Consider the following 22,013-nt stretch of genomic DNA (forward strand, 5'->3'; position numbering starts at 1 on the left):
CAGCATGTTTTTTTCATATAATAAAGGTATGACGAGCGAGAGGAGAGAGAAGAATGAATTGGAAACAAGAATTTAGTCGCTGGCTTTCTTACGCACAATTAGATGCAGAATTAAAAGAACAGCTAGAAAATATGAAGCAAGATGAGAAGAAAATCGAGGATAGCTTTTATAAAAATCTAGAGTTTGGCACAGGTGGTATGCGTGGTGAACTTGGTGCTGGTACGAACCGTTTAAATGTATATACAGTTCGTAAAGCAACAAAAGGATTAGCAAGCTTTATCGAAAAGTTAGGTGAGGAAGCGAAAAAACGCGGTGTTGTTGTAGCCTATGATTCTCGTCATAAATCACCTGAGTTTGCAATGGAAGTTGCTGCTACACTTGGTGCACGCGGTATCACAACATATGTGTTTGAAAGCTTACGTCCAACGCCAGTACTTTCTTTCGCAGTTCGTCATTTACATACAGTAAGTGGAATCGTTCTTACGGCAAGCCATAATCCACCTGAATATAACGGATACAAAGTATACGGTGAAGATGGTGGACAGTTACCTCCAAAAGAAGCAGATGAGTTAATTAGCTACGTAAATGCAGTAGAAGATGAATTAACAGTTGAAGTCGCTGATGTAGAGCAATTAAAAGCTGACGGTTTATTACATATTATTGGACAAGAAGTAGATGATGCATATGCTGCAGAATTGAACAATGTCATCATTAATAAAGAAATGGTGGAAAAGGTCGGTAAAGACTTAAAAATCGTCTTTACACCATTACACGGAACATCAAATATTTCTGTACGCCGTGGTTTAAAAGAAGTTGGATTTACAGATGTAACAGTTGTAAAAGAGCAAGAGTTACCAGATCCAAACTTCTCTACAGTAAAATCACCGAACCCAGAGGAGCACGCAGCGTTTGAGTATGCAATTCGTGACGGTGAAAAGGTAGGCGCAGATATATTAATCGCAACTGATCCTGACGCAGACCGCCTTGGTGTAGCAGTGCGCAATCATAATGGTGAGTTCCAAGTATTAACAGGAAACCAAACAGGTGCATTAATGCTTGATTACTTACTATCTCAAAAGAAAGAAAACGGAACGCTTCCAGAGAACGGTGTCGTATTAAAAACAATCGTAACGTCTGAAATTGGTCGTACAATTGCAAAAGCATACGGTTTAGATACAATTGATACGTTAACTGGATTTAAATTTATCGGTGAGAAAATTAGACAGTATGAAGAAAGTGGACAATATGAATTCCAATTCGGTTATGAGGAAAGCTATGGTTATTTAATCCGCCCATTCTGCCGTGATAAAGATGCAGTACAATCTGTTCTATTTGCATGTGAAGTAGCTGCATACTACAAATCACAAGGGAAAACGTTATATGACGGTCTATTAGAAGTATTTGAGAAGTACGGCTTCTTCCGTGAAGACCTTGTATCGTTAACGTTAAAAGGAAAAGATGGAGCGGAAAAAATCCAAGAGATGATGGCAACGTTCCGTGAGAATCCTCCGAAAGAAGTGGCGGGCTTAACAGTCGTAGCAGTTGAAGACTATAAAGCGAGCGTTGTTACATCTTTACAAGATGGACATAAAGAAGAGATTCACTTACCGAAATCAAATGTGTTAAAATATCAATTAGAGGATGGTTCATGGTTCTGCCTACGCCCATCTGGAACTGAGCCGAAGATTAAGTTTTACTTTGGTGTAAAAGATAGTTCTTTACAAAATAGTGAACAAAAGTTACTTACTATTAAAGAAGACATTATGAATCGTTTATAATACAAAGTAATTTTAAGTAGTAAGGAACAAAAGGGAGCGAAATCTCCCTTTTGTTTTATGTAGGAAATGCTTGCTATTGATTCCGACAGGAGAGAGGGTATTTTGTGATGAAAAAAGTAAGAAAAGCGATAATCCCAGCAGCTGGATTAGGAACACGTTTTTTACCAGCAACGAAAGCAATGCCGAAAGAAATGTTACCGATAGTAGATAAACCAACGATTCAATACATTGTAGAAGAAGCAGTGAAATCGGGAATCGAAGATATTATTATTGTTACTGGTAAAACAAAGCGCTCTATCGAAGATCATTTTGATAACGCATTTGAACTAGAACAAAACTTATTAGAGAAGAAAAAATATGAGTTGCTTGAAAAAGTACAAGCTTCTTCAAAAATGGTAGATATTCATTACATCCGTCAAAAAGAGCCGAAGGGACTAGGACATGCTGTTTGGTGTGCACGTAAATTCATTGGTGATGAGCCATTTGCAGTGTTACTAGGTGATGATATTGTCCAAGCTGAGAAACCGTGTTTACGTCAATTAATGGATGAGTATGAAAAAACACTTTCTTCTGTTATTGGTGTACAAACTGTTCCAGAGTCGGAAACACATCGCTATGGAATTATCGATCCATTAGAACAAGAAGGTCGTCGTTACCAAGTTCGCAATTTCGTTGAGAAACCAGCACAAGGTACAGCTCCTTCAAACTTAGCGATTATGGGGCGCTACATTTTAACGCCTGAAATCTTTATGTTCTTAGAACAGCAACATGTCGGTGCTGGTGGTGAAATTCAGTTAACAGATGCAATCCAAAGCTTAAATGAAATCCAACGTGTATTTGCCTACGATTTCGAAGGAAAGCGCTACGACGTAGGTGAAAAGCTAGGATTCGTTCAAACGACAATCGAAATGGCTCTGCAACACCCAGAATTACGTGATGACATGGTTGCGATGATGAAGAAAATTTTAGAAGAACAAGCGAATCAAGAGTCATAATAAAAAATGAGTTATTTCAGTATACTGAAATAACTCATTTTTTTATTATGAAATCGTCGAATGAGAATGCTGATAAGCAGAACGACGCACAGCATAATATATGCGAGGTGCGATAATAGCACCGATAATTGTAAATGCAATATCTTTTACTGCAAACCACATCATAATCATCCAAGCAGCTTTATAGCTCATATTACCGCCCATAAAGAGATTGACTGCCCCGTACATGTAAGTAGTACCGATTATATAAGTTAAAATAATTCCTGTGAAAGAGGCAACTGCAAATGTAATGAATGTTGGTCTTTCTTTTTGTTCTACTAGTTTTCCGGATACGTAAGCAACGATAATAAATGCGATAATAAAACCACCAGTAGGATCTAAAAGTGCTCCAAATCCAGCTTTGAAGTTAGCGAAGATTGGTGCGCCGGCTACGCCAACGAGCATATATACAGTCATGGATAAGGCACCAAGTCTACTTCCAAGAAGAAGACCTGCTAAAATTGCGAAAAATGGTTGCATAGATAATGGGATGCCTGCTACTTGAAGGAATGGTGCCCAAGATACAATATTTGCACCGATTGCCATAAGAGCAACGAACATGGCAGCTAATGCTAAATCTAAAACATGAAATCTTCTCATAATGTTAACCTCTTGTTGTTTTTAGGTTAACATTATCGTAGCGAAAATATTTACTTGTTGTCAATCAAAATATTTTGATAAGAAGGCTTTAAATAGTCTCTTAGCAACGTATATGGAATACGAAATTGCGGAATTCCACTTGAATAGGGAGCAATCTCATATAAAGGGAAATAAATGACGAGATTGTCTGGCTCTAAAAAGAAGTGGAATTTTTTCATACTCATTACTTTTTCAGTTGCATCAGGAAAATAAATGCTTTCATTTTGTTTAATTTGTCGTACAATCTCCGCACGGATTACATCTTTATATTTATCCTTTTGTTCAAATAAATCGTCTAAGTGCAGTACCTTTTTTTCGTTTAAATCGAATGTATTTGCCTTCCACGTATAAAGACCGTGTGCTCCACCAGTATATTGATAGTAATTCACATATAGGCTAAGAAAAGGTGGTTTGTTTAAAGAGACTTTATAATCAACATTTGCTACGTACGGATGAAATGGTGTACTAGATCCTTCTGTCTCTTTATAATATTTTTTTGCTTCTTTTTCTAATTTGGTTTTAAATTTGTCAGTGGATTTTTTGTAGTATAAATTGAGTTTATTTTGAAATTTAGAGTCAGAAAATTCGTGAAAAGAAGGCCTGTTTATTTGATATTCTATATAAGGTTTCTTACCTTTTTGCGTTACAGTCTTAACATCGATTGTCAGGTTAGATGCTTTGGCTGTTATTGCACAATTTGGTACAATAGTCAGCAAGGAGAACATAAGCAGTAATATACAAAATTTCTGTTTCATTTAGGTGAAGCCTCCTTATATAAGTGTTATAAGTAGTTTGAAAATAAATAGGTAAAATTATACATTTAATTAAAGTAAGAGAAGGGGGAAGCGATATGGCAAAAACTTTAATGGATTCACTTGGAATTGAGTTGTTAGAGATGACAGAAGATAAGGTGGTTGCTACGATGCCTGTTGATGAGCGTACGCATCAGCCATTTGGATTTTTACATGGTGGTGCATCGGTTGCATTAGCAGAAACAGTGGCAAGTGTTGGTTCATATAATTTAATTGATCAAGAAAAATGTATTTGTTTCGGATTAGAAATTAATGCGAACCACATTCGCTCAAAGAAAGATGGAATTGTAACAGCGATTGGAACACCAATACATAGAGGACAATCGACAATGGTTTGGGATGTTCGCATTATTGATGAAAATGATGATTTACTATGTATATCAAGATGTACAGTAGCAATTAAAGAAAAACGTGAAAAATAAAAAAGAGGCGCTCTTATGAGCAGCCTCTTTTTCTTATAATTAGAACTGGATTTTCTTCTCTAAGAAACCTTTTAGTTCGCTAATTGGCATACGAACTTGTTCCATTGTGTCACGGTCACGTACTGTAACAGCTTTGTCTTCAACTGAGTCGAAGTCGTATGTGATACAGAATGGTGTACCGATTTCGTCTTGACGACGGTAACGTTTACCGATAGAACCAGTTTCATCAAAGTCTACCATGAAGTCTTTAGCTAATTCTGCGAATACTTCAGTAGCACCTTCAGATAGCTTTTTAGATAATGGTAAGATAGCTGCTTTGTATGGTGCTAAAGCAGGGTGGAAACGAAGAACTGTACGAGAATCGTTTTCTAATTGCTCTTCTTCATATGCATCACATAAGAATGCTAATGTTACGCGGTCTGCGCCTAAAGATGGCTCGATGCAGTATGGTACGTAACGCTCATTCGTTTGTGGATCGATATAGTTAAAGTCTTCGTTTGAGTGTTCCATGTGACGTTTTAAGTCGAAGTCTGTACGAGATGCAACGCCCCAAAGTTCGCCCCAACCGAATGGGAATTTGAATTCAATGTCAGTTGTTGCATTACTGTAGTGAGATAACTCTTCTTCACCGTGGTCACGAAGACGCATGCTCTCTTCAGACATACCAAGTGAAAGTAACCAGTTTTTACAAGTTTCACGCCAGAATGCGAACCACTCTAAATCTTCACCAGGCTTACAGAAGAATTCAAGTTCCATTTGTTCAAATTCACGTGTACGGAATGTGAAGTTACCAGGTGTGATTTCGTTACGGAAACTCTTACCGATTTGGCCGATACCAAATGGAAGCTTTTTACGCATAGAGCGTTGAACGTTTTTGAAGTTTACGAAAATACCTTGTGCTGTTTCAGGACGAAGGAAGATTTCGTTTGTGCTAGACTCTGTAACACCTTGGAATGTTTTGAACATTAAGTTGAACTGACGGATTTCAGTAAATTCTTCACTACCGCAATCAGGACATTTTACTTCATGTTCTTTCATTAAGTCAGCCATTTGGTCGAAAGTAAGACCGTCAACAACCATTTCGATGCCTTTTGCATCTAAAGCATCCTCAATTAATTTGTCAGCACGGTGACGAGCTTTACATTTTTTACAGTCGATCATTGGATCGTTGAAGTTACCAACGTGACCAGAAGCGATCCAAGTTTTAGGGTTCATTAAAATAGCTGCGTCTAAACCAACGTTGTGTGGAGATTCTTGAATGAATTTTTTCCACCAAGCTTTTTTAACGTTATTTTTTAATTCGATTCCAAGTGGGCCGTAATCCCAAGTGTTTGCAAGACCACCGTAAATTTCAGAACCAGGGAAAACAAAACCGCGATGTTTCGCTAAGTTTACAACTTGTTCCATTGAATACATAAGAAAATCCTCCTTTTGAAAGTTAACGTATTGGCGATGACATACTCTGATACTTTGGAAACGGGCAGTATATGTTAAAAAGAACATAAAAAAACGCTCATCCCAAGGCTTATTTGCCTAGGGACGAGCGTTTGCCCGCGGTTCCACCCTAGTTGATACACAAAAGGTGCATCCACTTTATCATGTATTGCTCAGGACTGCCGTTTCCTTGCGGCTTCAGGCTTTCACTATCCCTGAATCGCTTTTTATGCAAGTACTTATAAGTCCGTCATCGCTACTTATATTAATAATAATGAACATATTCTAACACGTTCTTTTTTAAATCTCAATAGAGGAACGCGTCTATCTATGATAGAGTCTCGCCTATTTTTTCGTTATTTATTCGGTAATTTTGTTTAATATGCTTAATTGCTTCGCGCTTACTTAATGGAGCGAGCTCATTGTTTTGCACGTATTCCCAAACTACATCCGGATTTGTTTTTGCATATTCACGAAGGACCCAGCCAATTGCTTTTTGAATGAAAAATTCTTTTGAAGAATGTAGTTGTCCAATAATCCAGAAAAGAAGTTCTTCATCCATCTTTTGTTTATATTTGAGTTGGAATAAAATAGTGGCACGTTGTAACCAAATGTTATCTGATGCAATCCATTTTGGGATATAGGCAGAAATCAATTCTGGATGTTGTAAAAAGATATTACCTAAAAATGTAGGTACGATGCTATCGACAGTGTCCCACCAAGATTTTGTTACAATCAATTCTTCTAAGAAGGGGATATGTGTTTCGTTTATATGCTTTTTATATTTTTGCATAATATCAAGTGCAGCCGCTTGGAATTCACGTTCTGGTAAGTCCCAAAGTTCACGTACGATAATTTGGAAGTCTCTTTTATCTGGGAGAGTATGTATTTGAATGATGTCTTTTAATAATTGGCGTCTTTCCGGTGTTTGAATACCTAGAAATGGGAAGTGATTTTTCATATAACGAGCCATAGGTTCTGCTTTTTCAAGATTTTGATGAGCTGTAAAATGCTCTTGTAATGCTTTTACAAATGGATGCATACGTGTTTCTCCTCTCTTATTCTCTTTCTTCTCTTATTATACAAAGAGTTTGGATAAATTTTAAAACATAACTTGCAATGTAATGAAATATGTTGAAAGTAGAGAGGAGAGGATAAGATGGAGGATCAAGGCGTACTAGCAGGTTTCTTTGCTCTTAGTTTTGCGTTTATTCTTGTTATATTGATTTGGGCAATTATTTCATATTTGTTAACGGCTTTTGCACTTTATTCGATGGCGAAAAATGATGGTGCAACGGACGGGGTGCTTGCGTTTATTCCGTTTTTGAATAGTAAGACGTGGGGGGACTTAGCGAAAGATAAATTACCAGATTTTTTGAAAGAAGAAGCAGGGTGGAAAGTATTCGGCATATATGTTGCATGTTTCATTTTTAATTTCGTACCAATTATAAGTTTACTAGCAACAGCTGTATCGATTGTATTGTCCATTTATCTTATCTACGCTATTTTAGACAGATACGGAACGAACTCTATATTATTTACGATTATTCATGTAATCACATTTTCGGTGTTCTTACCGATTCACTTATTTATTATTCGAAATGAACCGGTGAGATATAAAGAGTAGATTTTTCATTTTTGTTGATAAGTAGCTATAAGTAAAAAAGCGCCCTGATTATCAGAGCGCTTTTTCTACTACATAAGGTAGCGTAAATAAATATAAATGTGAGAAATGATTAATGAAACGATCATAATTGGGAAACCGACTTTTAGGAAGTCCATGTAACTAAATTTATGTCCTTCGCGGCTCGCGATACCTGCAACGATTACGTTAGCAGAAGCTCCGATTAATGTTCCGTTTCCGCCCAGACAAGCACCTAGTGCTAATGCCCACCATAATACATCGATTTGTGCGTCAGATGGTGATAAGCCTAGCCCAACTGCCATATCGTTAATAAGTGGAATCATTGTTGCGACGAATGGGATGTTATCAATTGTTGCAGAGGCGATACCAGATACCCATAAAATAAGGATGGATGCGTAAGAAATATCTCCGCCTGTTATACCAATTACTTTTTGAGCTAACATTTTGATAAGACCGATATCGATAAGTCCTCCAACAAGTACGAATAACCCTGCGAAGAAGAAGATTGTTACCCACTCTACGCTTGCAAATACTTCTTCAATTTCATGCTCTTTCACACCAATTAACATAAGTACAGTAGCACCAGTTAAGGCGATAATAGCGGCATCGATATGGAAAATAGAATGAGTCATGAAACCTACAATTGTAAGTCCAAGTACCGTTAAAGATTTTTTCATTAATACTGGGTCTTTAATGTATTGTTTTTCATCTAAGCTCATTAATTTTTTAACTTGTACAGGATCGGCAATTAATTGTTTGCGATACATGAAGTAAAGTATTATCGCTGTAACTGCAATAATAATAATTACAATAGGTGCTAGATTCAATAGGAAAGCATTGAAGTCTAAATGCTTATTTGCAGAACCAATCATAATGTTAGGTGGATCACCAATTAATGTTGCTGTTCCTCCAATGTTTGAAAAAATAATTTCAGAAAGTAAATAAGGAACAGGATTTACTTGCAGTATGCGCGTAATAGATAAAGTAACTGGAACAACAAGAAGTACAGTTGTAACGTTATCTAAAAATGCGGAGCCAAGCGCGGTAAGTAAGGAAAGTGAAATTAAAATTTTAATTGGATTTCCTTGTGCCCCTTTTGCTGCTTTAATGGCAACGTATTGGAAGACACCTGATTTACTCGTAATGTTCACCAAAATCATCATACCGATGAGTAGCGTAATCGTTCCCCATTCAATATGTTTCGTAAAGGCGTTATGTAAATCGACGACCCCCACAATTACCATGAGTGCTGCACCAAGAAGTGCGATGACAGCGCGATTAATTTTTTCAGAAATAATAATGGCATATGTAATTAAAAAGACTGCGATAGCAAAATAATACTGCCAGTTAGCGAGTTCTTGCGTTGTTTCGTGCAAAAATCTCATCTCCTTTCATTCACTTTTTCTTAGTGTGTCAAAAATGCTCTAGAAGAAACACACATAACGTCATTATAAAGTAGGAAAATGGCGGATGTAAATGAAAGGAGAGATTTTGTCATATTTTCTGCATAGGTCATTTTTTCTTATTTTTTAAAATATTTGTGGGCATTTGACATATATATAAGATACATCCAATCTGAATATTTAAAATGGAATTAGCATTCGAGCTTGTTCGTGTAGGAGTGTCAAATAGAAAGGAATGACAAAAATGATAAGGAAGGGATCGTATGGATGAACAACGATTTTTATTTTTAGACTTTGAGTTTACGATGCCCCAGCATAGAAAGAAACCGAAAGGATTTTTTCCAGAGATTATTGAGGTAGGACTCGTTTCAGTTGCTGGCTGTAAGGTAGAAGATACGTATTCATCACATGTTAGGCCGAAAACATTTCCCTCTTTAACGGATCGATGTAAGAAGTTTTTAGGAATAAAACAAGAAGTCGTGGATAAAGGGATTTCATTTCCTGAACTCGTTAAGAAGCTTTCAGAATACGAAACGAAATGTAAACCGACAATTGTAACGTGGGGAAATATGGATATGAAAGTGCTGAAGCATAATTGTGAAATGGCAGGGATAGCTTTTCCATTCTTCGGACAGTGTCGTGATTTATCTCTTGAGTATAAGAAGTTTTTTGGAGAAAGAAATCAAACAGGATTATGGAAAGCAATTGAGGCGTATGGAAAAGTAGGGACAGGGAAGCATCATTGTGCGCTTGATGATGCAATGACGACGTACAACATTTTTAAACTAGTAGAAAAAGATAAAGAGTATTTAGTAAAACCAGCACCTCCAACATTAGGAGAACTTGTTGATTTTTCAAAAGTGTTAAAGAAAGTGAGCACACAGTAACGACCAAATTGCACATTATGTAATTTGGTCGTTTTGTTTTTTAGAGTTCGTAGTCTTTCTTTAACTGTTCTAATGTTTCTAGACTACGCTCTGCAAAAGGTGAATCATCTTCAGAAAATGAATTCATTTGAGTTTCTAATGCTAATTTTAGTGAATCTGTATAATCCGGAATTTCTCCTTCATATTTCTTCACCATTTGTTCTGGAATGTTCGTTTGCTCACGAAAAGCTAAAGCACGTCTTTCGTGGAAAAATGGTACGTCAGCTTGTTTTACGTTATGTAAGTCACCTTGCACCGGATGTTTTAAAACAGCTAATACTTTTACGACGTAACTGCCAGGGCGGCTATTTGTAACCTCACCAATGTATTTTCCTGTTTTATAAATACCAGTAACGATTTCACCAATTTCAAATGTTTCTCTCATATTTTTCACCTCAAGTTTATAGTAAGGAAAGTGAGGGAAGGAGTCAAAGAAATCCTTCGTTTTCAGAACGCCCCTTGAGAATATGGGGAGGTTGCACTATAATTTAAAATAATATAACAGAAAATTCTGATGTTTTATAAATCCTATAATAAGGAGTGTTCTATATGATGCCTTTATATTTTCCGGAAGATAAAACAGAATATATTATTCCGGGGATTGTTTGCGTTCTATTTATTATCGGTGCTATTGCCACGTGGCGCATGTTTATTCGTATATCAAAAAGAGAAGCAGACCGATTACAGAAAGTTGAAGAAAAACTATTAGCTGAAAAGAAACAGTAACTCATTTTTGTATGTTTCCTTCTATGCTCGGACAATCTAAGGGCAGAATATATTTTGGAGGGAATAAAATGAAAAAACGGCTTTTTTTCAGTTGTTGTTTACTATTTCTGATGGCAGGTTGTGACCAAGGAAAGCCGAAAGAAATTGACGTGAAATTACATAATGCTTCAGGTGATGAAGTGGGGACTGCGAAAGTAACTCAGCAAACAAGCGGAGTGAAAATTAAGATTAAAGGGGAAGGTTTCACGCCAGGCCCGCACGGCATACATGTGCACGAAATTGGTGAGTGTAAAGCACCACGATTTGAATCATCTGGGAATCATTTTAATCCTGATAATAAAAAGCATGGACTCCTTAATCCGAAGGGTGCAGAAAACGGTGATTTACCGAACGTAGTTGCAGATGGTTCTGGAAAGATTAAAGCAGAAATCGATGCACCTCACATTACACTTGAAGAAGGGAAAACGACGATTCATAGAAAAGATGGAGCGTCTATTATTATTACAGAAAACCCTGATGATGGTATGACACAACCGACAGGTAAATCAGGGGATCGAATTGCTTGTGGCGTAATTGTAAAAAAAGCATCGGATATGAAGAAAAAGTAAAAGCTACCGTGAATGGTAGCTTTCTTTGTGAAATGTAATTGAAAATATATCAGCGATTATTGGAATATATCGACTGTAACTCAAATTATATCGGCGATTATTGGAATATATCGACCGTAACTTGAAATATATCGATTTACCGACAAAATATGACAAAGGAGTCTGCCCCAAGAATGATTCGGGACAGACTCCTTTCTTATTATGAAAACGTATGACGCAGTCTGTTTAAAATTTCTTCTAAAACAGATCGTGGACAGCCGATGTTAATTCGAATATGTTCTTCGCCACCTAACCCGTATTTCTCACCAGGTTCAACGATGATTTTTCCTTTTTCCTCAAGTAGTGCGGTACGCTCGTTTTGAGAAAGCTTTAGACGAGAACAATCAATCCATAATAAAAAGCTACCTTCTGGCTTCGTTACGGAAAGAGCAGGTATGTGAGTTTTAATATATTCACAAGCAAATTGAGCATTATCTTCTATATATAATCGAATTTCGTTTAGCCAATCATTACATTCTGTATAGGCGCTTTGCATCGCTGTATAAGCGAAGATATTTAACCCGTGGAAGCCTTGTCTATACTGGATGGCTGTAAAGGCATGACGGAGCTTTTCGTTTGGAATGATAATGATCGACGCTTGTAATCCAGCGATATTAAATGTTTTACTTGGAGCCATGCAAGTGATAGTGCGCTCTGCTAATTCTTCAGATAAGGAAGCGAACGGTGTATGTGTATGGTCTGCATAAATGATATCGGAATGAATTTCATCTGCCACAACGATTACGTCATATTTAGTACATAACGATCCGAGCTGCACAAGTTCCTCTTTCGTCCAAACGCGTCCGATTGGGTTATGAGGGCTACAAAGAAGCAAGAGTTTGATGCCTTGCTGAAACTGCTTTTCTAAATGCTTGAAGTCTATCACATATGTATCATTTTGTTTCTGTAATGGACTCACGCATAACTGCCTGTTGTTTGTTGTGACCATTTCGAAAAATGGAGGATAAATAGGTGGTTGTACGAGAACAGATTCGTTTTCTTTGGTGAAAGCCTGTATGCTCGTACTAAGAGCTGGAACGATTCCGGCGCTAAAGACAATCCATTCTTTTTGAATATCCCAGTTGTATTGTTGTTTTGTCCAGTTACAAATAATATCTCCAATATTTTCGGGAGGAAGTGTATAGCCAAAAATCGGATGTTCGATTCGTTGTTTTAAGGCAGTTTGAATTGGTTTTGGTACTTCAAAATCCATATCAGCAATCCAAGCATGGATAAGTTCTTCGTTTTTATATGTATCCCATTTTATACTATGCGTTCCACGTCGATTGATTGCTTTATGAAATAGTTGCATAAGTTTGCTCCCTTCTTCTGTAAAACCAATAAGTTATGAAAGTTCTCTCTCTTCTTATAGAATAGCTGATGTGATAGGATAAAGAAAAGTATTAAAAAGTGAAAAGGCGGGAAGCGAATGGGTACATATGAAAAGATGATAGAGGTTGTGAAGAATTGGGATCCGTTTCAAATGGGACCGGAGTTTTATGAAACAGAAGCGAGCGATGTTGTGAGCGTCATAAGTGTGTTTGACGATCCAAAATATATCGCAAAGAAGATTCAACATATATACTTTATGTCTTTTGAGGAAGTACCTGCGCTTGAAAAATGTGAGAAATTAGCTGTGGAATTACTTGTAATAAAAGAAGGCGGAAGCTGTTCATTATAGGCTGTCGGGATTTCCGACAGCCTTTTTTATATTATCCCGCTATCTGCTGGGTAGTAAGACCTTCACCTCAAAATTTAGCGGAAGCAAAGAAGTTAGGTGGAGGCTGATTAAAGTTTCATTTTATTGCGCGGAAAAAGCGATAATTTCTTCATAAACATGTTCAGGCTTTTCTTCAGGTAGTAAATGTCCTGTATTTTCGTAAGAAATAAATTTTGAATTCGGTAAATCTTTGTGTAGACGATGACCTACATGTACAGGGACGACGCGGTCTTTTTCACCCCAAATGAGTAGGATAGGTGTTTCGATTTTTTGTAATTCAGTTGAAGATAAGTCACCTTCACGGTCTCGTATCATGCGAGTTAAAGCGGGAAATATACGGTCGTCATAAAAAGGAGCGGAGTAACCTTTTTTCATTTCATCGTCAATTAATGAGTGATCATGAACGACATTCATTAAGTTATGAACAATGCCGCGCCTTATAATCCAGTTCTTTACGTATAAATGAAAGAACGGTAAATAAGAAGAGTATAGTAAAGGTAAGGTTGCGCGCGCTAAATAGCTCGAGCTACATAGTAAAATCGTCTTTGAAATGAGTTCAGGACGTATACGGTTTACATAGAGAGAAATTTGCCCACCCATAGAATGCCCAACTAATACAATGTTTGAGAGAGATAAATGTTCAATTAAATCAATAATAATCGTTGCTAAATTGTGATAAGAATACTTAAACAGATGAGACTTATCACTTTTTCCGAACGGTGGCAAATCAAGAGCAATGACTGTTCCTTCCTTCGATAGTAAAGGAATGAGACGGCGGTAACTGAATGAGGAAGATAAAAAGCCGTGAACGAGTATGAAAGTAGGACGTTCTGTTTTATTATCATGTTCATACAATTCGTAATGAACAGTAGTGCCGCGAGTGGAAAAAGTGAAATAAGGACAAGTATATTTATGATTCATTTTTTGTCACTCCATTGATTTTTGTTCATATCATCTCCAAGGAAGAAGAAAATATGTTAACAAAAAAAGGCAAGATGACGATGTCATCTTGCCTTTCGTTTATTCAGTATTACCCGCGAACAATATTAGGCGGTGTTTTTCCTTGTAACCCTGCAACTAAATTTTCAGCGGCGGTCATGGCCATTTGCTGACGAGTTTTTAATGTTGCAGATCCGATATGTGGTAAAGTCACAACATTTTGTAATGATAAGAGTGGATTATCTTTTTGAATCGGCTCTTGTGTAAATGTATCGATACCTGCTGCAAAGATTTTCTTTTCTGTTAAAGCATGGATTAACGCTTTTTCATCTACTGTTTTGCCGCGAGAAGCATTAATGAAGATTGCTGTGTCTTTCATTAATGAAAATTCCTTTTCTCCGATAAGGTGATATGTTTCATCTGTTAATGGAGTAAGAAGAACAATAAAGTCAGACTGATTCAGTAGCGTCTGTAAATCACAATATGTAGCATCGAATTTTTGTTCAGCTTCTTCTTTACGACGGCGGTTATAGTAAAGAACATTCATATCAAATCCGAATTTTGCTCGTTTTGCAACGGCTTCTCCAATTCGGCCCATACCGATAATACCAATTGTGCTATGGTGTACATCTAGTCCGAAGTGTTCTTTTCCGATTTCAGCGTTCCATTCACCATTTTTCACGTAAGAATCGAGTTCGCAAACGCGGCGCCCAGCTGATAGCATAAGGGCGAAAACGAGATCAGCTACTGTATCATCTAATACGTATGGTGTATTTGTTCCGATAACATTTCGGTTTTTCATCGCTTGTAAATCAAAATTATCGTAACCGACAGAAATGTTGCTCACTACTTTTAAGTTAGGAGCTACTGTCAGTAATTCTTCATTAATAGCAGATCCGAAATTTAATAACCCATCTTTATCTTGTATTTTCTCTAATAGAATATCACGAGGTACTTTCTCATTTTGCTCCCATTTTTCATAATCACAGTGTTCTGATAAATAGTTTTCTACAAATGTTGGAACTGGTTCAGCAATATAAACTTTTGGTTTCACGGTTCCATCCCCTTTCGCTTTATCCCGCATTTTTCCGCTGATTAAAGTTTCACTTTATTTTGACATAATTCAATAGAAAAATCTTCTTTTCAAACTTGAAAGGGTATTTGTATAATTTAGACACAAACGAAAAGGAAGGATGATTTATATGGTGACAGAAAAAGAATTAGAATTATTAGCTTGTCTTGAAAAGAGTAGTCGATTATCTGTAGATACATTAGCGAAGCTGTTAAATATAGAAGTAGAAGAAGTAAAGAAGATGGTTGCGAGATTAGAAAATGAAAAGATTATTGTGGATTATGTAACACATATCGATTGGACGAAAGTGAAAGAACATACAGGTTTAACGGCAATGATCGATGTGAAAGTTACGCCAAAGCACGGCGTTGGATTTGATGCGGTTGCTGAGCAAATTTATCGTTATTCAGAAGTGAAATCCGTTTATTTAATGTCAGGGACATATGATCTTTCTATTACATTAGAAGGGAAAACGATGGGGGAAGTAGCGATGTTTGTTTCTGAGAAATTAGCAACAATTGAATCTGTCGTTTCTACAACTACTCATTTCATTTTGAAGAAGTATAAACATGAGGGTGTTATTTATGAAAAAGACGATGATGATAAGCGAATTGTGGTGACACCATGAAGCAATTTGAACTATCTAGATCAGCAGAATCTTTAAAACCATCTGGTATTCGAAAATTTTTTGATTTAGCAGCAAATATGAAAGGTGTTATTTCCCTCGGGGTAGGAGAGCCGGATTTTGTTACCCCTTGGAATGTAAGGCAAGCATGTATTCGTTCTTTGGAACAAGGGTATACGTCATATACAGCAAATGCAGGATTATTAGAGCTCCGTCAAGAAATAGCAAAGTATCTAAAAAAACAATTTGCAGTATCTTATGACCCAAGTGATGAAATCATTGTTACAGTTGGAGCGAGCCAGGCGTTAGATGTAGCGATGCGCGCCATTATAAATCCTGATGATGAAGTGCTCATTATTGAACCAAGCTTCGTTTCTTATGCACCACTTGTGACATTAGCTGGAGGAGTTCCGGTTCCTGTGGCGACTACTTTAGAAAACGAGTTTAAAGTACTACCAGAACAGATTGAAGCAGTTATTACAGCGAAAACAAAGGCGATTTTGCTTTGTTCACCAAATAACCCGACAGGTGCAATGCTAAATAAATCCGAGCTTGAAGAAATAGCAGTGATTGTTGAGAAGTACAATCTAATTGTATTATCTGATGAAATTTATGCAGAGCTTGTATACGACGAAGTATATACAAGTTTCGCGAGTATTAAAAATATGCGTGAGCATACGATTTTAATTTCGGGATTTTCAAAAGGGTTTGCGATGACAGGATGGCGTCTCGGTATGATTGCAGCTCCTGTTCAATTTTCAGAATTAATGCTCAAAATCCATCAGTATTCAATGATGTGTGCACCGACGATGTCTCAGTTTGCAGCACTTGAGGCGTTACGCGCAGGGAACGATGAAGTGATTCGAATGAGAGATAGTTATAAGAAGCGTCGTAACTTCATGACGAAATCTTTCAATGAAATGGGCTTAACGTGTCATGTGCCAGGCGGAGCATTTTATGTTTTCCCTTCTATATCTTCAACAGGATTATCTTCAGCGGAATTTGCAGAACAGTTATTGCTGGAAGAAAAAGTGGCTGTTGTCCCTGGTAGCGTATTTGGCGAAAGTGGTGAAGGTTTTATTCGTTGTTCTTATGCAACATCGCTTGAACAACTTATGGAAGCAATGAAGAGAATGGAACGGTTTGTAGAGAATAAAAAAAGGACAAAACGTAATACGTTTTGTCCATAAAAGGGGGGGAATACTAGAAAGCCATGTGTTAGTAGTCTATCCCAATATTGGATAATTATACTTCTTTAAGGGAAATTTTTCATGAATTTTGAATGAGTTCTGTCATAGTGGTATAATTTACTAATATAAGGTATACGCATTCTAGATAACGTTATCTAGAATGCGTACTAACCAATCGGATATTTAAAATAAATATATCTGCTTTGCTCTCTATAATTGTAGAGAGAATGGTAAACGTATGGGAGTGTTTCATATGTCAGAACAATATACAACAGGAGTGGTTGTAACAGGGAAAGTGACTGGAATTCAAGATTACGGTGCGTTTGTAGCGTTAGATGCAGAAACACAAGGGCTTGTGCATATATCTGAAATTACAAATGGATATGTAAAGGATATTCATGACTTTTTAAAGGTCGGCGATACAGTAGAAGTAAAGGTACTTTCAATTGATGAAGAGCACAGAAAAATGAGTTTATCGTTAAAAGCGGCGAAAAGAAAACAAGGAAGGATTCTTATACCGAACCCATCTGAAAACGGATTTAATACGCTGCGAGAAAAGTTGGCAGAATGGATTGAAGAGTCCGAGTTAACAAAGTAAAAGAGGAACGCATATGAGCGTTCCTCTTTTACTTTATCTTATGATATATATTTGCAAATATGATTGCATGCAATCATATTCGTATGTCGGAGGTGAAAGGACATACTGATTATCGAATTTCGTTTGTTTCTGGGTGCGTACCAAGATTTTCAGATGGTTTAAACAGTAAACCAAGGTTGATAAGCCCAGATATACCAACGATGCCGTAAATAATACGTGCAAGAGCTGAATTTTGTCCACCGAAAATGGCTGCTACTAAGTCAAACTGGAAAAACCCGATTAGTCCCCAGTTCACAGCGCCAATTACAGTAAAGACTAATGCGATACGTTGTAAAGTACTCATGAAAAAGCCCCCCTTAATTGTGAAGCATGAGCAAGCGATGAGTTAATTAACTCTTTTATAGAATGGGGTAGTTATGTTGTTTTTATACATAAAAAATGTTTGAAAGAAGATGTATATACATCTATACCGAAAAATGCGAATTTTTATGCAAAAAATGAACTTTTTCTAAAAAATATATATTGGTTACGTTTACAATGTTTGAATCGCTTGATTTACAACTTCAGTTTCGCTAAAGTGAATACAGAAATACATATCCATAATTGGAGGGAAAAAGATGAGTACACATGTAACGTTCGACTATTCTAAAGCGTTATCCTTCATCGGTGAACATGAAATCACTTATTTACGTGATGCAGTGAAAGTAACACATCACGCAATCCACGAAAAAACTGGAGCTGGGAACGATTTCCTTGGGTGGGTAGACCTTCCGCTTCAATATGACAAAGAAGAATTTGCTCGCATTCAAAAATGCGCAGAAAAAATTAAAAATGACTCTGACATTTTACTTGTTGTAGGTATCGGTGGTTCTTACTTAGGAGCACGTGCAGCAATCGAAATGTTAAACCATTCTTTCTACAACACGCTTTCTAAAGAACAACGTAAAACTCCACAAGTGCTATTTGTTGGACAAAACATTAGCTCCACTTACATGAAAGATTTAATGGACGTATTAGAAGGTAAAGACTTCTCTATTAACGTTATTTCCAAATCAGGTACAACAACAGAGCCAGCACTAGCATTCCGTATCTTCCGTAAGTTATTAGAAGAAAAGTATGGAAAAGAAGAAGCTCGCAAACGTATTTATGCAACTACAGATAAAGCGCGTGGTGCATTAAAAACATTAGCTGATAACGAAGGTTACGAAACATTTGTTATTCCAGATGATGTTGGAGGTCGTTTCTCTGTATTAACGCCAGTTGGTTTATTACCAATCGCAGTAAGTGGCTTAAATATTGAAGAGATGATGAAAGGTGCAGCTGCTGGTCGTGATGACTTCGGAACATCAGAACTAGAAGAAAATCCAGCTTACCAATATGCAGTAGTTCGTAACGCTTTATACAATAAAGGAAAAACAATTGAAATGCTTGTTAACTATGAACCAGCACTTCAATACTTCGCTGAGTGGTGGAAACAGTTATTTGGTGAAAGTGAAGGAAAAGATCAAAAAGGTATTTTCCCATCTTCAGCAAACTTCTCAACTGATTTACACTCATTAGGTCAATACGTTCAAGAAGGTCGTCGTGACTTATTTGAAACAGTTCTTAAAGTAGGTAAATCTACACATGAACTAACAATCGAATCAGAAGAAAACGATTTAGACGGATTAAACTACCTTGCTGGTGAAACCGTAGACTTTGTAAACACAAAAGCATACGAAGGTACATTACTTGCACATAGCGACGGGGGAGTACCAAACTTAATCGTCAATATTCCTGAATTAAATGAGTACACATTCGGTTACCTTGTATACTTCTTCGAAAAAGCATGTGCGATGAGCGGCTACTTATTAGGCGTGAATCCATTTGACCAACCTGGAGTAGAAGCATATAAGAAAAACATGTTTGCTTTACTTGGTAAACCAGGATTTGAAGAATTAAAAGCAGAATTAGAAGAGCGTTTAAAATAATAAAAAGCGACCGGATTCCGGTCGCTTTTTATTATTTTATCGAAAAGTCCATCAGTATATTCAAACTAAAGTGGGTATGCTAAAGGAAAAGTCTAGGAGGGATGGGCTTGATTCCGATTCAATCAAATTTAGAAGGACGTACATATGCGTTATATAAGTTAGAAGAGATTATGAAACCACTTGGATATAGCATTGGTGGTAATTGGGATTATGATAAAGGATGCTTCGATTACAAAATCGATGAAGAAGATGGGTATCAATTTTTACGAGTGCCATTTACAGCCATTGATGGAGAACTAGATGTACCAGGCGTAATAGTTCGTCTTGGAACGCCGTATATTCTTTCGCACGTATATCAAGACGAACTAGATGATAATGTGAATACTTTAACAGCTGGAACAAGTGGAATGGATCAATTTGCTGAGCCGAAAGATCCAGATGGAGATGTGAAAAGAAAATATATCAATATTGGGAAAGTGCTCATGCAAGAATTAGAGCGTCATTTTACTAATGGTGAATAACAATGAGTATGTCGCTTTCAATGAGAACAAAGGAATGAACTGGATTAATCATATATTGTTCGTCGCGCTTTATACCTAGTAAGAGAATGTTTTGCTTTAAAAGAGTATAGCTACAATTGGCAAAAGTTTGTCCGGTGCAGGACGATGGAAGCTCCATCAGTTGTAATTTATTATCAGAGATTTCGTCGTAAAGTGAAAATAGTACACCTGAAATGGAAGGGAATAAAAGAGAAGCGGTAAATACATAGCTCGTTAATTTATTTCCTTCTATAATTTCTGACGCGCCAGCTCTCGTTGCATTTTGTATTTGTTCAGAAGTAAGAAGTTCAGCGATGCAGTGAATGTTTGGGTTGAGCCCTTTTGCAGTTAAAATATTTAAAATGGACTGTGTATCCGCTAAGCTTTCATTTTTTTCTTTATCCGCTGTTATTAATATGGTGTGTGCCGTTGCAATATTAGCCTTTAATAAAGTTTGATCGTGATGCGGACAACCTTTTATAAATTCTAAATGATGAAATGGTTTTGGAAGTAAAGAAAGTGTTTCATCAATTAAAACGATATCAAGGTTTGGTTGTAATACGTGCATTTGCTTTACAACATGTTTTGCGCGCTCATTCCAGCCAACGATAATCATATGACCGTTAGAAGTAGCGGCTTCTTCACCTTTAATTTTCATATATTGTTTACTAATCATCTCGGTAGCAAACAGCACCATATAATAAGAACAAAAGCCAGTTCCTAATAAAATAATACTTATACCTATTAGTTTTCCTATCGTCGTATGGGGAGCAAAGTCGCCATATCCAACTGTAAAAATGGTAACGATTGACCACCAAATTCCGTCAAACCATGTAGTGAAATGAAAAGGTTCTAATCTATGTATAAGAAAACCGGAAAAAGCAGTCAGTACAATAATAAAACAAATCAAACGAAAAATAATGGAATCACGAAATGTATCTACTAAATTCGGACGGGATTTCAATTGCCTATTCCTCCTTACTTTGTAGGACTACATTCATTGTTGCCATTATAGAAAAAAGAAAAACTCTCTAATTAAAGAGAGTTTGTTTTACGTTACATACTTTCCACTTCAGTTTGTTGGACACTTTCAAGATGCTGGAGAGCATAGTAAACATCAGCGGTATGTCTTTTTTGATCAATGGACAGTTTAAGATGTAAATAGTGAGAACCGTTTTCTAATGTTTTAAGCTTCATATTCTTAACTTTTATATCCATTTCTTTTATTTCTTCAATTACGATTGGGATATTGTCCATATTTCGTACAACAAGTTTCACAGCGATATCACGTTGACGAAATGATCTAGGGCCTACATATTTCATTGCGAGTGGTATAAGTTCGACACTAATCATAAGGAAACACATTCCGAATATCGCTTCAATATAGAATCCGGCCCCAACAGCAATACCAATACCAGAAGCACCCCAGATCATAGCGGCAGTCGTGAGCCCTGCAATGCTATCGTTGCCTCTTCTTAAAATTACGCCAGCACCTAAAAAACCAATTCCTGATACAATTTGAGCGGCAAGTCGAAGTGGATCCATATTCATATGATCGGTATGTGGTAAGTTATAAGCTGCTTTAATAGAAACAATCGTTAGGAGGCAACTAATAATAGAAATAACTAAACACGTTTTTAAACCAAGTGGTTTCCGTTTTAATTCGCGTTCTAAACCAATGGCAAATCCTAAAATAGCCGAGAGACCTAGTTTGATTAATAAATCGGTATAGTCCATATATATTCCTCCTTGTATGATATGCTATATGAATAAAACGCTTATTATAGAAAGAAACGTCTTTTGATAGAGTAACTTTATATAAAATATATGTAGGAATTGCTCATACATGAAAGAGATATTTCGTTTAAGTATATGATATAAAAAAAGAAATGTG

At 36.7% G+C, this 22,013-nt stretch carries 25 protein-coding genes; 13 read left to right on the plus strand and 12 right to left on the minus strand.

The annotated features are described in order from the left end of the window. Positions 1-53: 53 nt before the first annotated feature. Together B9A45_RS04595 and galU are read left to right on the plus strand one after the other, a co-directional pair. A complete protein-coding gene (locus B9A45_RS04595; protein ID WP_084063896.1) occupies positions 54-1,778 on the plus strand; it encodes a phospho-sugar mutase in 1,725 nt (574 codons plus the stop codon). 107 nt (positions 1,779-1,885) lie between these two features. Beyond that, on the plus strand, positions 1,886-2,773 hold the full coding sequence (gene galU / locus B9A45_RS04600; protein WP_002097988.1) for a UTP--glucose-1-phosphate uridylyltransferase GalU: 888 nt from the start codon (positions 1,886-1,888) through the stop codon (positions 2,771-2,773). Between the two features lie 45 nt (positions 2,774-2,818). Here the strand turns inward: galU and B9A45_RS04605 are convergent, their stop codons facing one another. Next, positions 2,819-3,412: a biotin transporter BioY gene (locus B9A45_RS04605; RefSeq protein ID WP_016118807.1), complete on the minus strand. Its 594-nt coding sequence runs from the start codon at positions 3,410-3,412 to the stop codon at positions 2,819-2,821. A 50-nt stretch (positions 3,413-3,462) separates the two neighbouring features. Then, positions 3,463-4,206 carry a DUF3298 and DUF4163 domain-containing protein gene (locus B9A45_RS04610; RefSeq protein WP_000810318.1) on the minus strand — a complete coding sequence of 248 codons (744 nt, stop codon included), beginning with the start codon at positions 4,204-4,206 and terminating at the stop codon, positions 3,463-3,465. 95 nt (positions 4,207-4,301) lie between these two features. Here B9A45_RS04610 and B9A45_RS04615 point away from each other — a divergent pair, with 95 nt between their 5' ends. After that, complete coding sequence (locus tag B9A45_RS04615) at positions 4,302-4,685, plus strand: hotdog fold thioesterase (RefSeq protein WP_001140612.1); 384 nt, start codon at positions 4,302-4,304, stop codon at positions 4,683-4,685. Between the two features lie 39 nt (positions 4,686-4,724). Here B9A45_RS04615 and B9A45_RS04620 read toward each other — a convergent pair whose 3' ends face one another. Both B9A45_RS04620 and B9A45_RS04630 read right to left on the minus strand, forming a co-directional pair. Next, positions 4,725-6,101, minus strand: a complete 1,377-nt coding sequence (locus B9A45_RS04620; protein WP_000287147.1) for a glycine--tRNA ligase — start codon at positions 6,099-6,101, stop codon at positions 4,725-4,727. Positions 6,102-6,447: 346 nt separating this feature from the next. Next, positions 6,448-7,161 (minus strand): DNA alkylation repair protein, encoded by a 714-nt coding sequence (locus B9A45_RS04630; RefSeq protein WP_016110874.1) that lies wholly within the window; start codon positions 7,159-7,161, stop codon positions 6,448-6,450. Positions 7,162-7,278: 117 nt separating this feature from the next. Between B9A45_RS04630 and B9A45_RS04635 the strand changes: the two genes are divergently transcribed. Continuing rightward, positions 7,279-7,746: a hypothetical protein gene (locus B9A45_RS04635; RefSeq protein ID WP_000390061.1), complete on the plus strand. Its 468-nt coding sequence runs from the start codon at positions 7,279-7,281 to the stop codon at positions 7,744-7,746. A 68-nt stretch (positions 7,747-7,814) separates the two neighbouring features. Here B9A45_RS04635 and B9A45_RS04640 read toward each other — a convergent pair whose 3' ends face one another. Then, positions 7,815-9,140: an ArsB/NhaD family transporter gene (locus tag B9A45_RS04640; protein WP_000545231.1), complete on the minus strand. Its 1,326-nt coding sequence runs from the start codon at positions 9,138-9,140 to the stop codon at positions 7,815-7,817. Between the two features lie 290 nt (positions 9,141-9,430). Here B9A45_RS04640 and kapD point away from each other — a divergent pair, with 290 nt between their 5' ends. Continuing rightward, positions 9,431-10,054: a 3'-5' exonuclease KapD gene (kapD, locus tag B9A45_RS04645; protein ID WP_000344358.1), complete on the plus strand. Its 624-nt coding sequence runs from the start codon at positions 9,431-9,433 to the stop codon at positions 10,052-10,054. A gap of 40 nt (positions 10,055-10,094) precedes the next feature. Here kapD and B9A45_RS04650 read toward each other — a convergent pair whose 3' ends face one another. Next, positions 10,095-10,478: a kinase-associated lipoprotein KapB gene (locus B9A45_RS04650; protein ID WP_084063897.1), complete on the minus strand. Its 384-nt coding sequence runs from the start codon at positions 10,476-10,478 to the stop codon at positions 10,095-10,097. 164 nt (positions 10,479-10,642) lie between these two features. Between B9A45_RS04650 and B9A45_RS32080 the strand changes: the two genes are divergently transcribed. Both B9A45_RS32080 and sodC read left to right on the plus strand, forming a co-directional pair. Further along, positions 10,643-10,819, plus strand: a complete 177-nt coding sequence (locus B9A45_RS32080; RefSeq protein ID WP_000982755.1) for a hypothetical protein — start codon at positions 10,643-10,645, stop codon at positions 10,817-10,819. 68 nt (positions 10,820-10,887) lie between these two features. Further along, the gene (gene sodC / locus B9A45_RS04660; RefSeq protein ID WP_000746503.1) at positions 10,888-11,427 is read left to right on the plus strand and encodes a superoxide dismutase [Cu-Zn]; all 540 of its coding nucleotides are present in this window, start codon (positions 10,888-10,890) and stop codon (positions 11,425-11,427) included. Positions 11,428-11,626: 199 nt separating this feature from the next. On the opposite strand, the gene B9A45_RS04665 is transcribed toward sodC, so the two are convergent. Then, positions 11,627-12,778 carry a MalY/PatB family protein gene (locus tag B9A45_RS04665; protein WP_001175817.1) on the minus strand — a complete coding sequence of 384 codons (1,152 nt, stop codon included), beginning with the start codon at positions 12,776-12,778 and terminating at the stop codon, positions 11,627-11,629. A gap of 117 nt (positions 12,779-12,895) precedes the next feature. On the opposite strand from B9A45_RS04665, the gene B9A45_RS04670 reads away from it, so the two are divergent. Continuing rightward, entirely contained in the window at positions 12,896-13,147 is a 252-nt protein-coding gene (locus B9A45_RS04670) for a YugE family protein (RefSeq protein WP_000537645.1), read from the plus strand. A gap of 120 nt (positions 13,148-13,267) precedes the next feature. On the opposite strand, the gene B9A45_RS04675 is transcribed toward B9A45_RS04670, so the two are convergent. Further along, the gene (locus tag B9A45_RS04675) at positions 13,268-14,107 is read right to left on the minus strand and encodes an alpha/beta fold hydrolase (RefSeq protein ID WP_001015858.1); all 840 of its coding nucleotides are present in this window, start codon (positions 14,105-14,107) and stop codon (positions 13,268-13,270) included. A 109-nt stretch (positions 14,108-14,216) separates the two neighbouring features. Next, positions 14,217-15,209: a 2-hydroxyacid dehydrogenase gene (locus B9A45_RS04680; protein WP_016110871.1), complete on the minus strand. Its 993-nt coding sequence runs from the start codon at positions 15,207-15,209 to the stop codon at positions 14,217-14,219. Between the two features lie 118 nt (positions 15,210-15,327). On the opposite strand from B9A45_RS04680, the gene B9A45_RS04685 reads away from it, so the two are divergent. The 3 genes from B9A45_RS04685 to yugI all read left to right on the plus strand — a co-directional run bounded on the left by B9A45_RS04685 (position 15,328) and on the right by yugI (position 17,610). Further along, positions 15,328-15,825, plus strand: coding sequence for an Lrp/AsnC family transcriptional regulator (locus tag B9A45_RS04685; protein WP_000255696.1), 498 nt, complete (start codon positions 15,328-15,330; stop codon positions 15,823-15,825). Beyond that, the gene (locus B9A45_RS04690; RefSeq protein WP_000808526.1) at positions 15,822-17,012 is read left to right on the plus strand and encodes an aminotransferase; all 1,191 of its coding nucleotides are present in this window, start codon (positions 15,822-15,824) and stop codon (positions 17,010-17,012) included. The genes B9A45_RS04685 and B9A45_RS04690 overlap by 4 nt, the downstream gene beginning before the upstream one ends. A gap of 253 nt (positions 17,013-17,265) precedes the next feature. Then, the gene (gene yugI, locus B9A45_RS04695; protein ID WP_000003764.1) at positions 17,266-17,610 is read left to right on the plus strand and encodes a S1 domain-containing post-transcriptional regulator GSP13; all 345 of its coding nucleotides are present in this window, start codon (positions 17,266-17,268) and stop codon (positions 17,608-17,610) included. Positions 17,611-17,719: 109 nt separating this feature from the next. Here the strand turns inward: yugI and B9A45_RS04700 are convergent, their stop codons facing one another. Continuing rightward, complete coding sequence (locus tag B9A45_RS04700) at positions 17,720-17,953, minus strand: DUF378 domain-containing protein (protein ID WP_000105788.1); 234 nt, start codon at positions 17,951-17,953, stop codon at positions 17,720-17,722. A gap of 274 nt (positions 17,954-18,227) precedes the next feature. On the opposite strand from B9A45_RS04700, the gene B9A45_RS04710 reads away from it, so the two are divergent. Continuing rightward, positions 18,228-19,580: a glucose-6-phosphate isomerase gene (locus tag B9A45_RS04710; protein ID WP_000103658.1), complete on the plus strand. Its 1,353-nt coding sequence runs from the start codon at positions 18,228-18,230 to the stop codon at positions 19,578-19,580. Positions 19,581-19,687: 107 nt separating this feature from the next. Then, positions 19,688-20,101, plus strand: coding sequence for a YugN-like family protein (locus tag B9A45_RS04715; RefSeq protein WP_000612334.1), 414 nt, complete (start codon positions 19,688-19,690; stop codon positions 20,099-20,101). Here the strand turns inward: B9A45_RS04715 and B9A45_RS04720 are convergent. After that, positions 20,088-21,083 carry a potassium channel family protein gene (locus B9A45_RS04720; protein WP_016110869.1) on the minus strand — a complete coding sequence of 332 codons (996 nt, stop codon included), beginning with the start codon at positions 21,081-21,083 and terminating at the stop codon, positions 20,088-20,090. The genes B9A45_RS04715 and B9A45_RS04720 overlap by 14 nt on opposite strands. A 92-nt stretch (positions 21,084-21,175) precedes the next feature. Further along, complete coding sequence (locus tag B9A45_RS04725; protein WP_000386676.1) at positions 21,176-21,856, minus strand: MgtC/SapB family protein; 681 nt, start codon at positions 21,854-21,856, stop codon at positions 21,176-21,178. Positions 21,857-22,013: the final 157 nt, after the last annotated feature.

It is taken from the genome of Bacillus sp. JKS001846 (genome assembly GCF_900176455.1).
Classification (GTDB): Bacteria; Bacillota; Bacilli; order Bacillales; family Bacillaceae_G; genus Bacillus_A; species Bacillus_A cereus.

What these genes read in the sequence shown, in the direction of transcription:
- B9A45_RS04595 (WP_084063896.1), top strand. Translation starts at nt 54, where the DNA reads ATGAATTGGAAACAAGAATTTAGTCGCTGGCTTTCTTACGCACAATTA.
- galU (WP_002097988.1), top strand. Translation starts at nt 1,886, where the DNA reads ATGAAAAAAGTAAGAAAAGCGATAATCCCAGCAGCTGGATTAGGAACA.
- B9A45_RS04605 (WP_016118807.1), bottom strand. Translation starts at nt 3,412, where the DNA reads ATGAGAAGATTTCATGTTTTAGATTTAGCATTAGCTGCCATGTTCGTT.
- B9A45_RS04610 (WP_000810318.1), bottom strand. Translation starts at nt 4,206, where the DNA reads ATGAAACAGAAATTTTGTATATTACTGCTTATGTTCTCCTTGCTGACT.
- B9A45_RS04615 (WP_001140612.1), top strand. Translation starts at nt 4,302, where the DNA reads ATGGCAAAAACTTTAATGGATTCACTTGGAATTGAGTTGTTAGAGATG.
- B9A45_RS04620 (WP_000287147.1), bottom strand. Translation starts at nt 6,101, where the DNA reads ATGTATTCAATGGAACAAGTTGTAAACTTAGCGAAACATCGCGGTTTT.
- B9A45_RS04630 (WP_016110874.1), bottom strand. Translation starts at nt 7,161, where the DNA reads ATGCATCCATTTGTAAAAGCATTACAAGAGCATTTTACAGCTCATCAA.
- B9A45_RS04635 (WP_000390061.1), top strand. Translation starts at nt 7,279, where the DNA reads ATGGAGGATCAAGGCGTACTAGCAGGTTTCTTTGCTCTTAGTTTTGCG.
- kapD (WP_000344358.1), top strand. Translation starts at nt 9,431, where the DNA reads ATGGATGAACAACGATTTTTATTTTTAGACTTTGAGTTTACGATGCCC.
- B9A45_RS04650 (WP_084063897.1), bottom strand. Translation starts at nt 10,478, where the DNA reads ATGAGAGAAACATTTGAAATTGGTGAAATCGTTACTGGTATTTATAAA.
- B9A45_RS32080 (WP_000982755.1), top strand. Translation starts at nt 10,643, where the DNA reads ATGATGCCTTTATATTTTCCGGAAGATAAAACAGAATATATTATTCCG.
- sodC (WP_000746503.1), top strand. Translation starts at nt 10,888, where the DNA reads ATGAAAAAACGGCTTTTTTTCAGTTGTTGTTTACTATTTCTGATGGCA.
- B9A45_RS04665 (WP_001175817.1), bottom strand. Translation starts at nt 12,778, where the DNA reads ATGCAACTATTTCATAAAGCAATCAATCGACGTGGAACGCATAGTATA.
- B9A45_RS04670 (WP_000537645.1), top strand. Translation starts at nt 12,896, where the DNA reads ATGGGTACATATGAAAAGATGATAGAGGTTGTGAAGAATTGGGATCCG.
- B9A45_RS04675 (WP_001015858.1), bottom strand. Translation starts at nt 14,107, where the DNA reads ATGAATCATAAATATACTTGTCCTTATTTCACTTTTTCCACTCGCGGC.
- B9A45_RS04680 (WP_016110871.1), bottom strand. Translation starts at nt 15,209, where the DNA reads ATGCGGGATAAAGCGAAAGGGGATGGAACCGTGAAACCAAAAGTTTAT.
- B9A45_RS04685 (WP_000255696.1), top strand. Translation starts at nt 15,328, where the DNA reads ATGGTGACAGAAAAAGAATTAGAATTATTAGCTTGTCTTGAAAAGAGT.
- B9A45_RS04690 (WP_000808526.1), top strand. Translation starts at nt 15,822, where the DNA reads ATGAAGCAATTTGAACTATCTAGATCAGCAGAATCTTTAAAACCATCT.
- yugI (WP_000003764.1), top strand. Translation starts at nt 17,266, where the DNA reads ATGTCAGAACAATATACAACAGGAGTGGTTGTAACAGGGAAAGTGACT.
- B9A45_RS04700 (WP_000105788.1), bottom strand. Translation starts at nt 17,953, where the DNA reads ATGAGTACTTTACAACGTATCGCATTAGTCTTTACTGTAATTGGCGCT.
- B9A45_RS04710 (WP_000103658.1), top strand. Translation starts at nt 18,228, where the DNA reads ATGAGTACACATGTAACGTTCGACTATTCTAAAGCGTTATCCTTCATC.
- B9A45_RS04725 (WP_000386676.1), bottom strand. Translation starts at nt 21,856, where the DNA reads ATGGACTATACCGATTTATTAATCAAACTAGGTCTCTCGGCTATTTTA.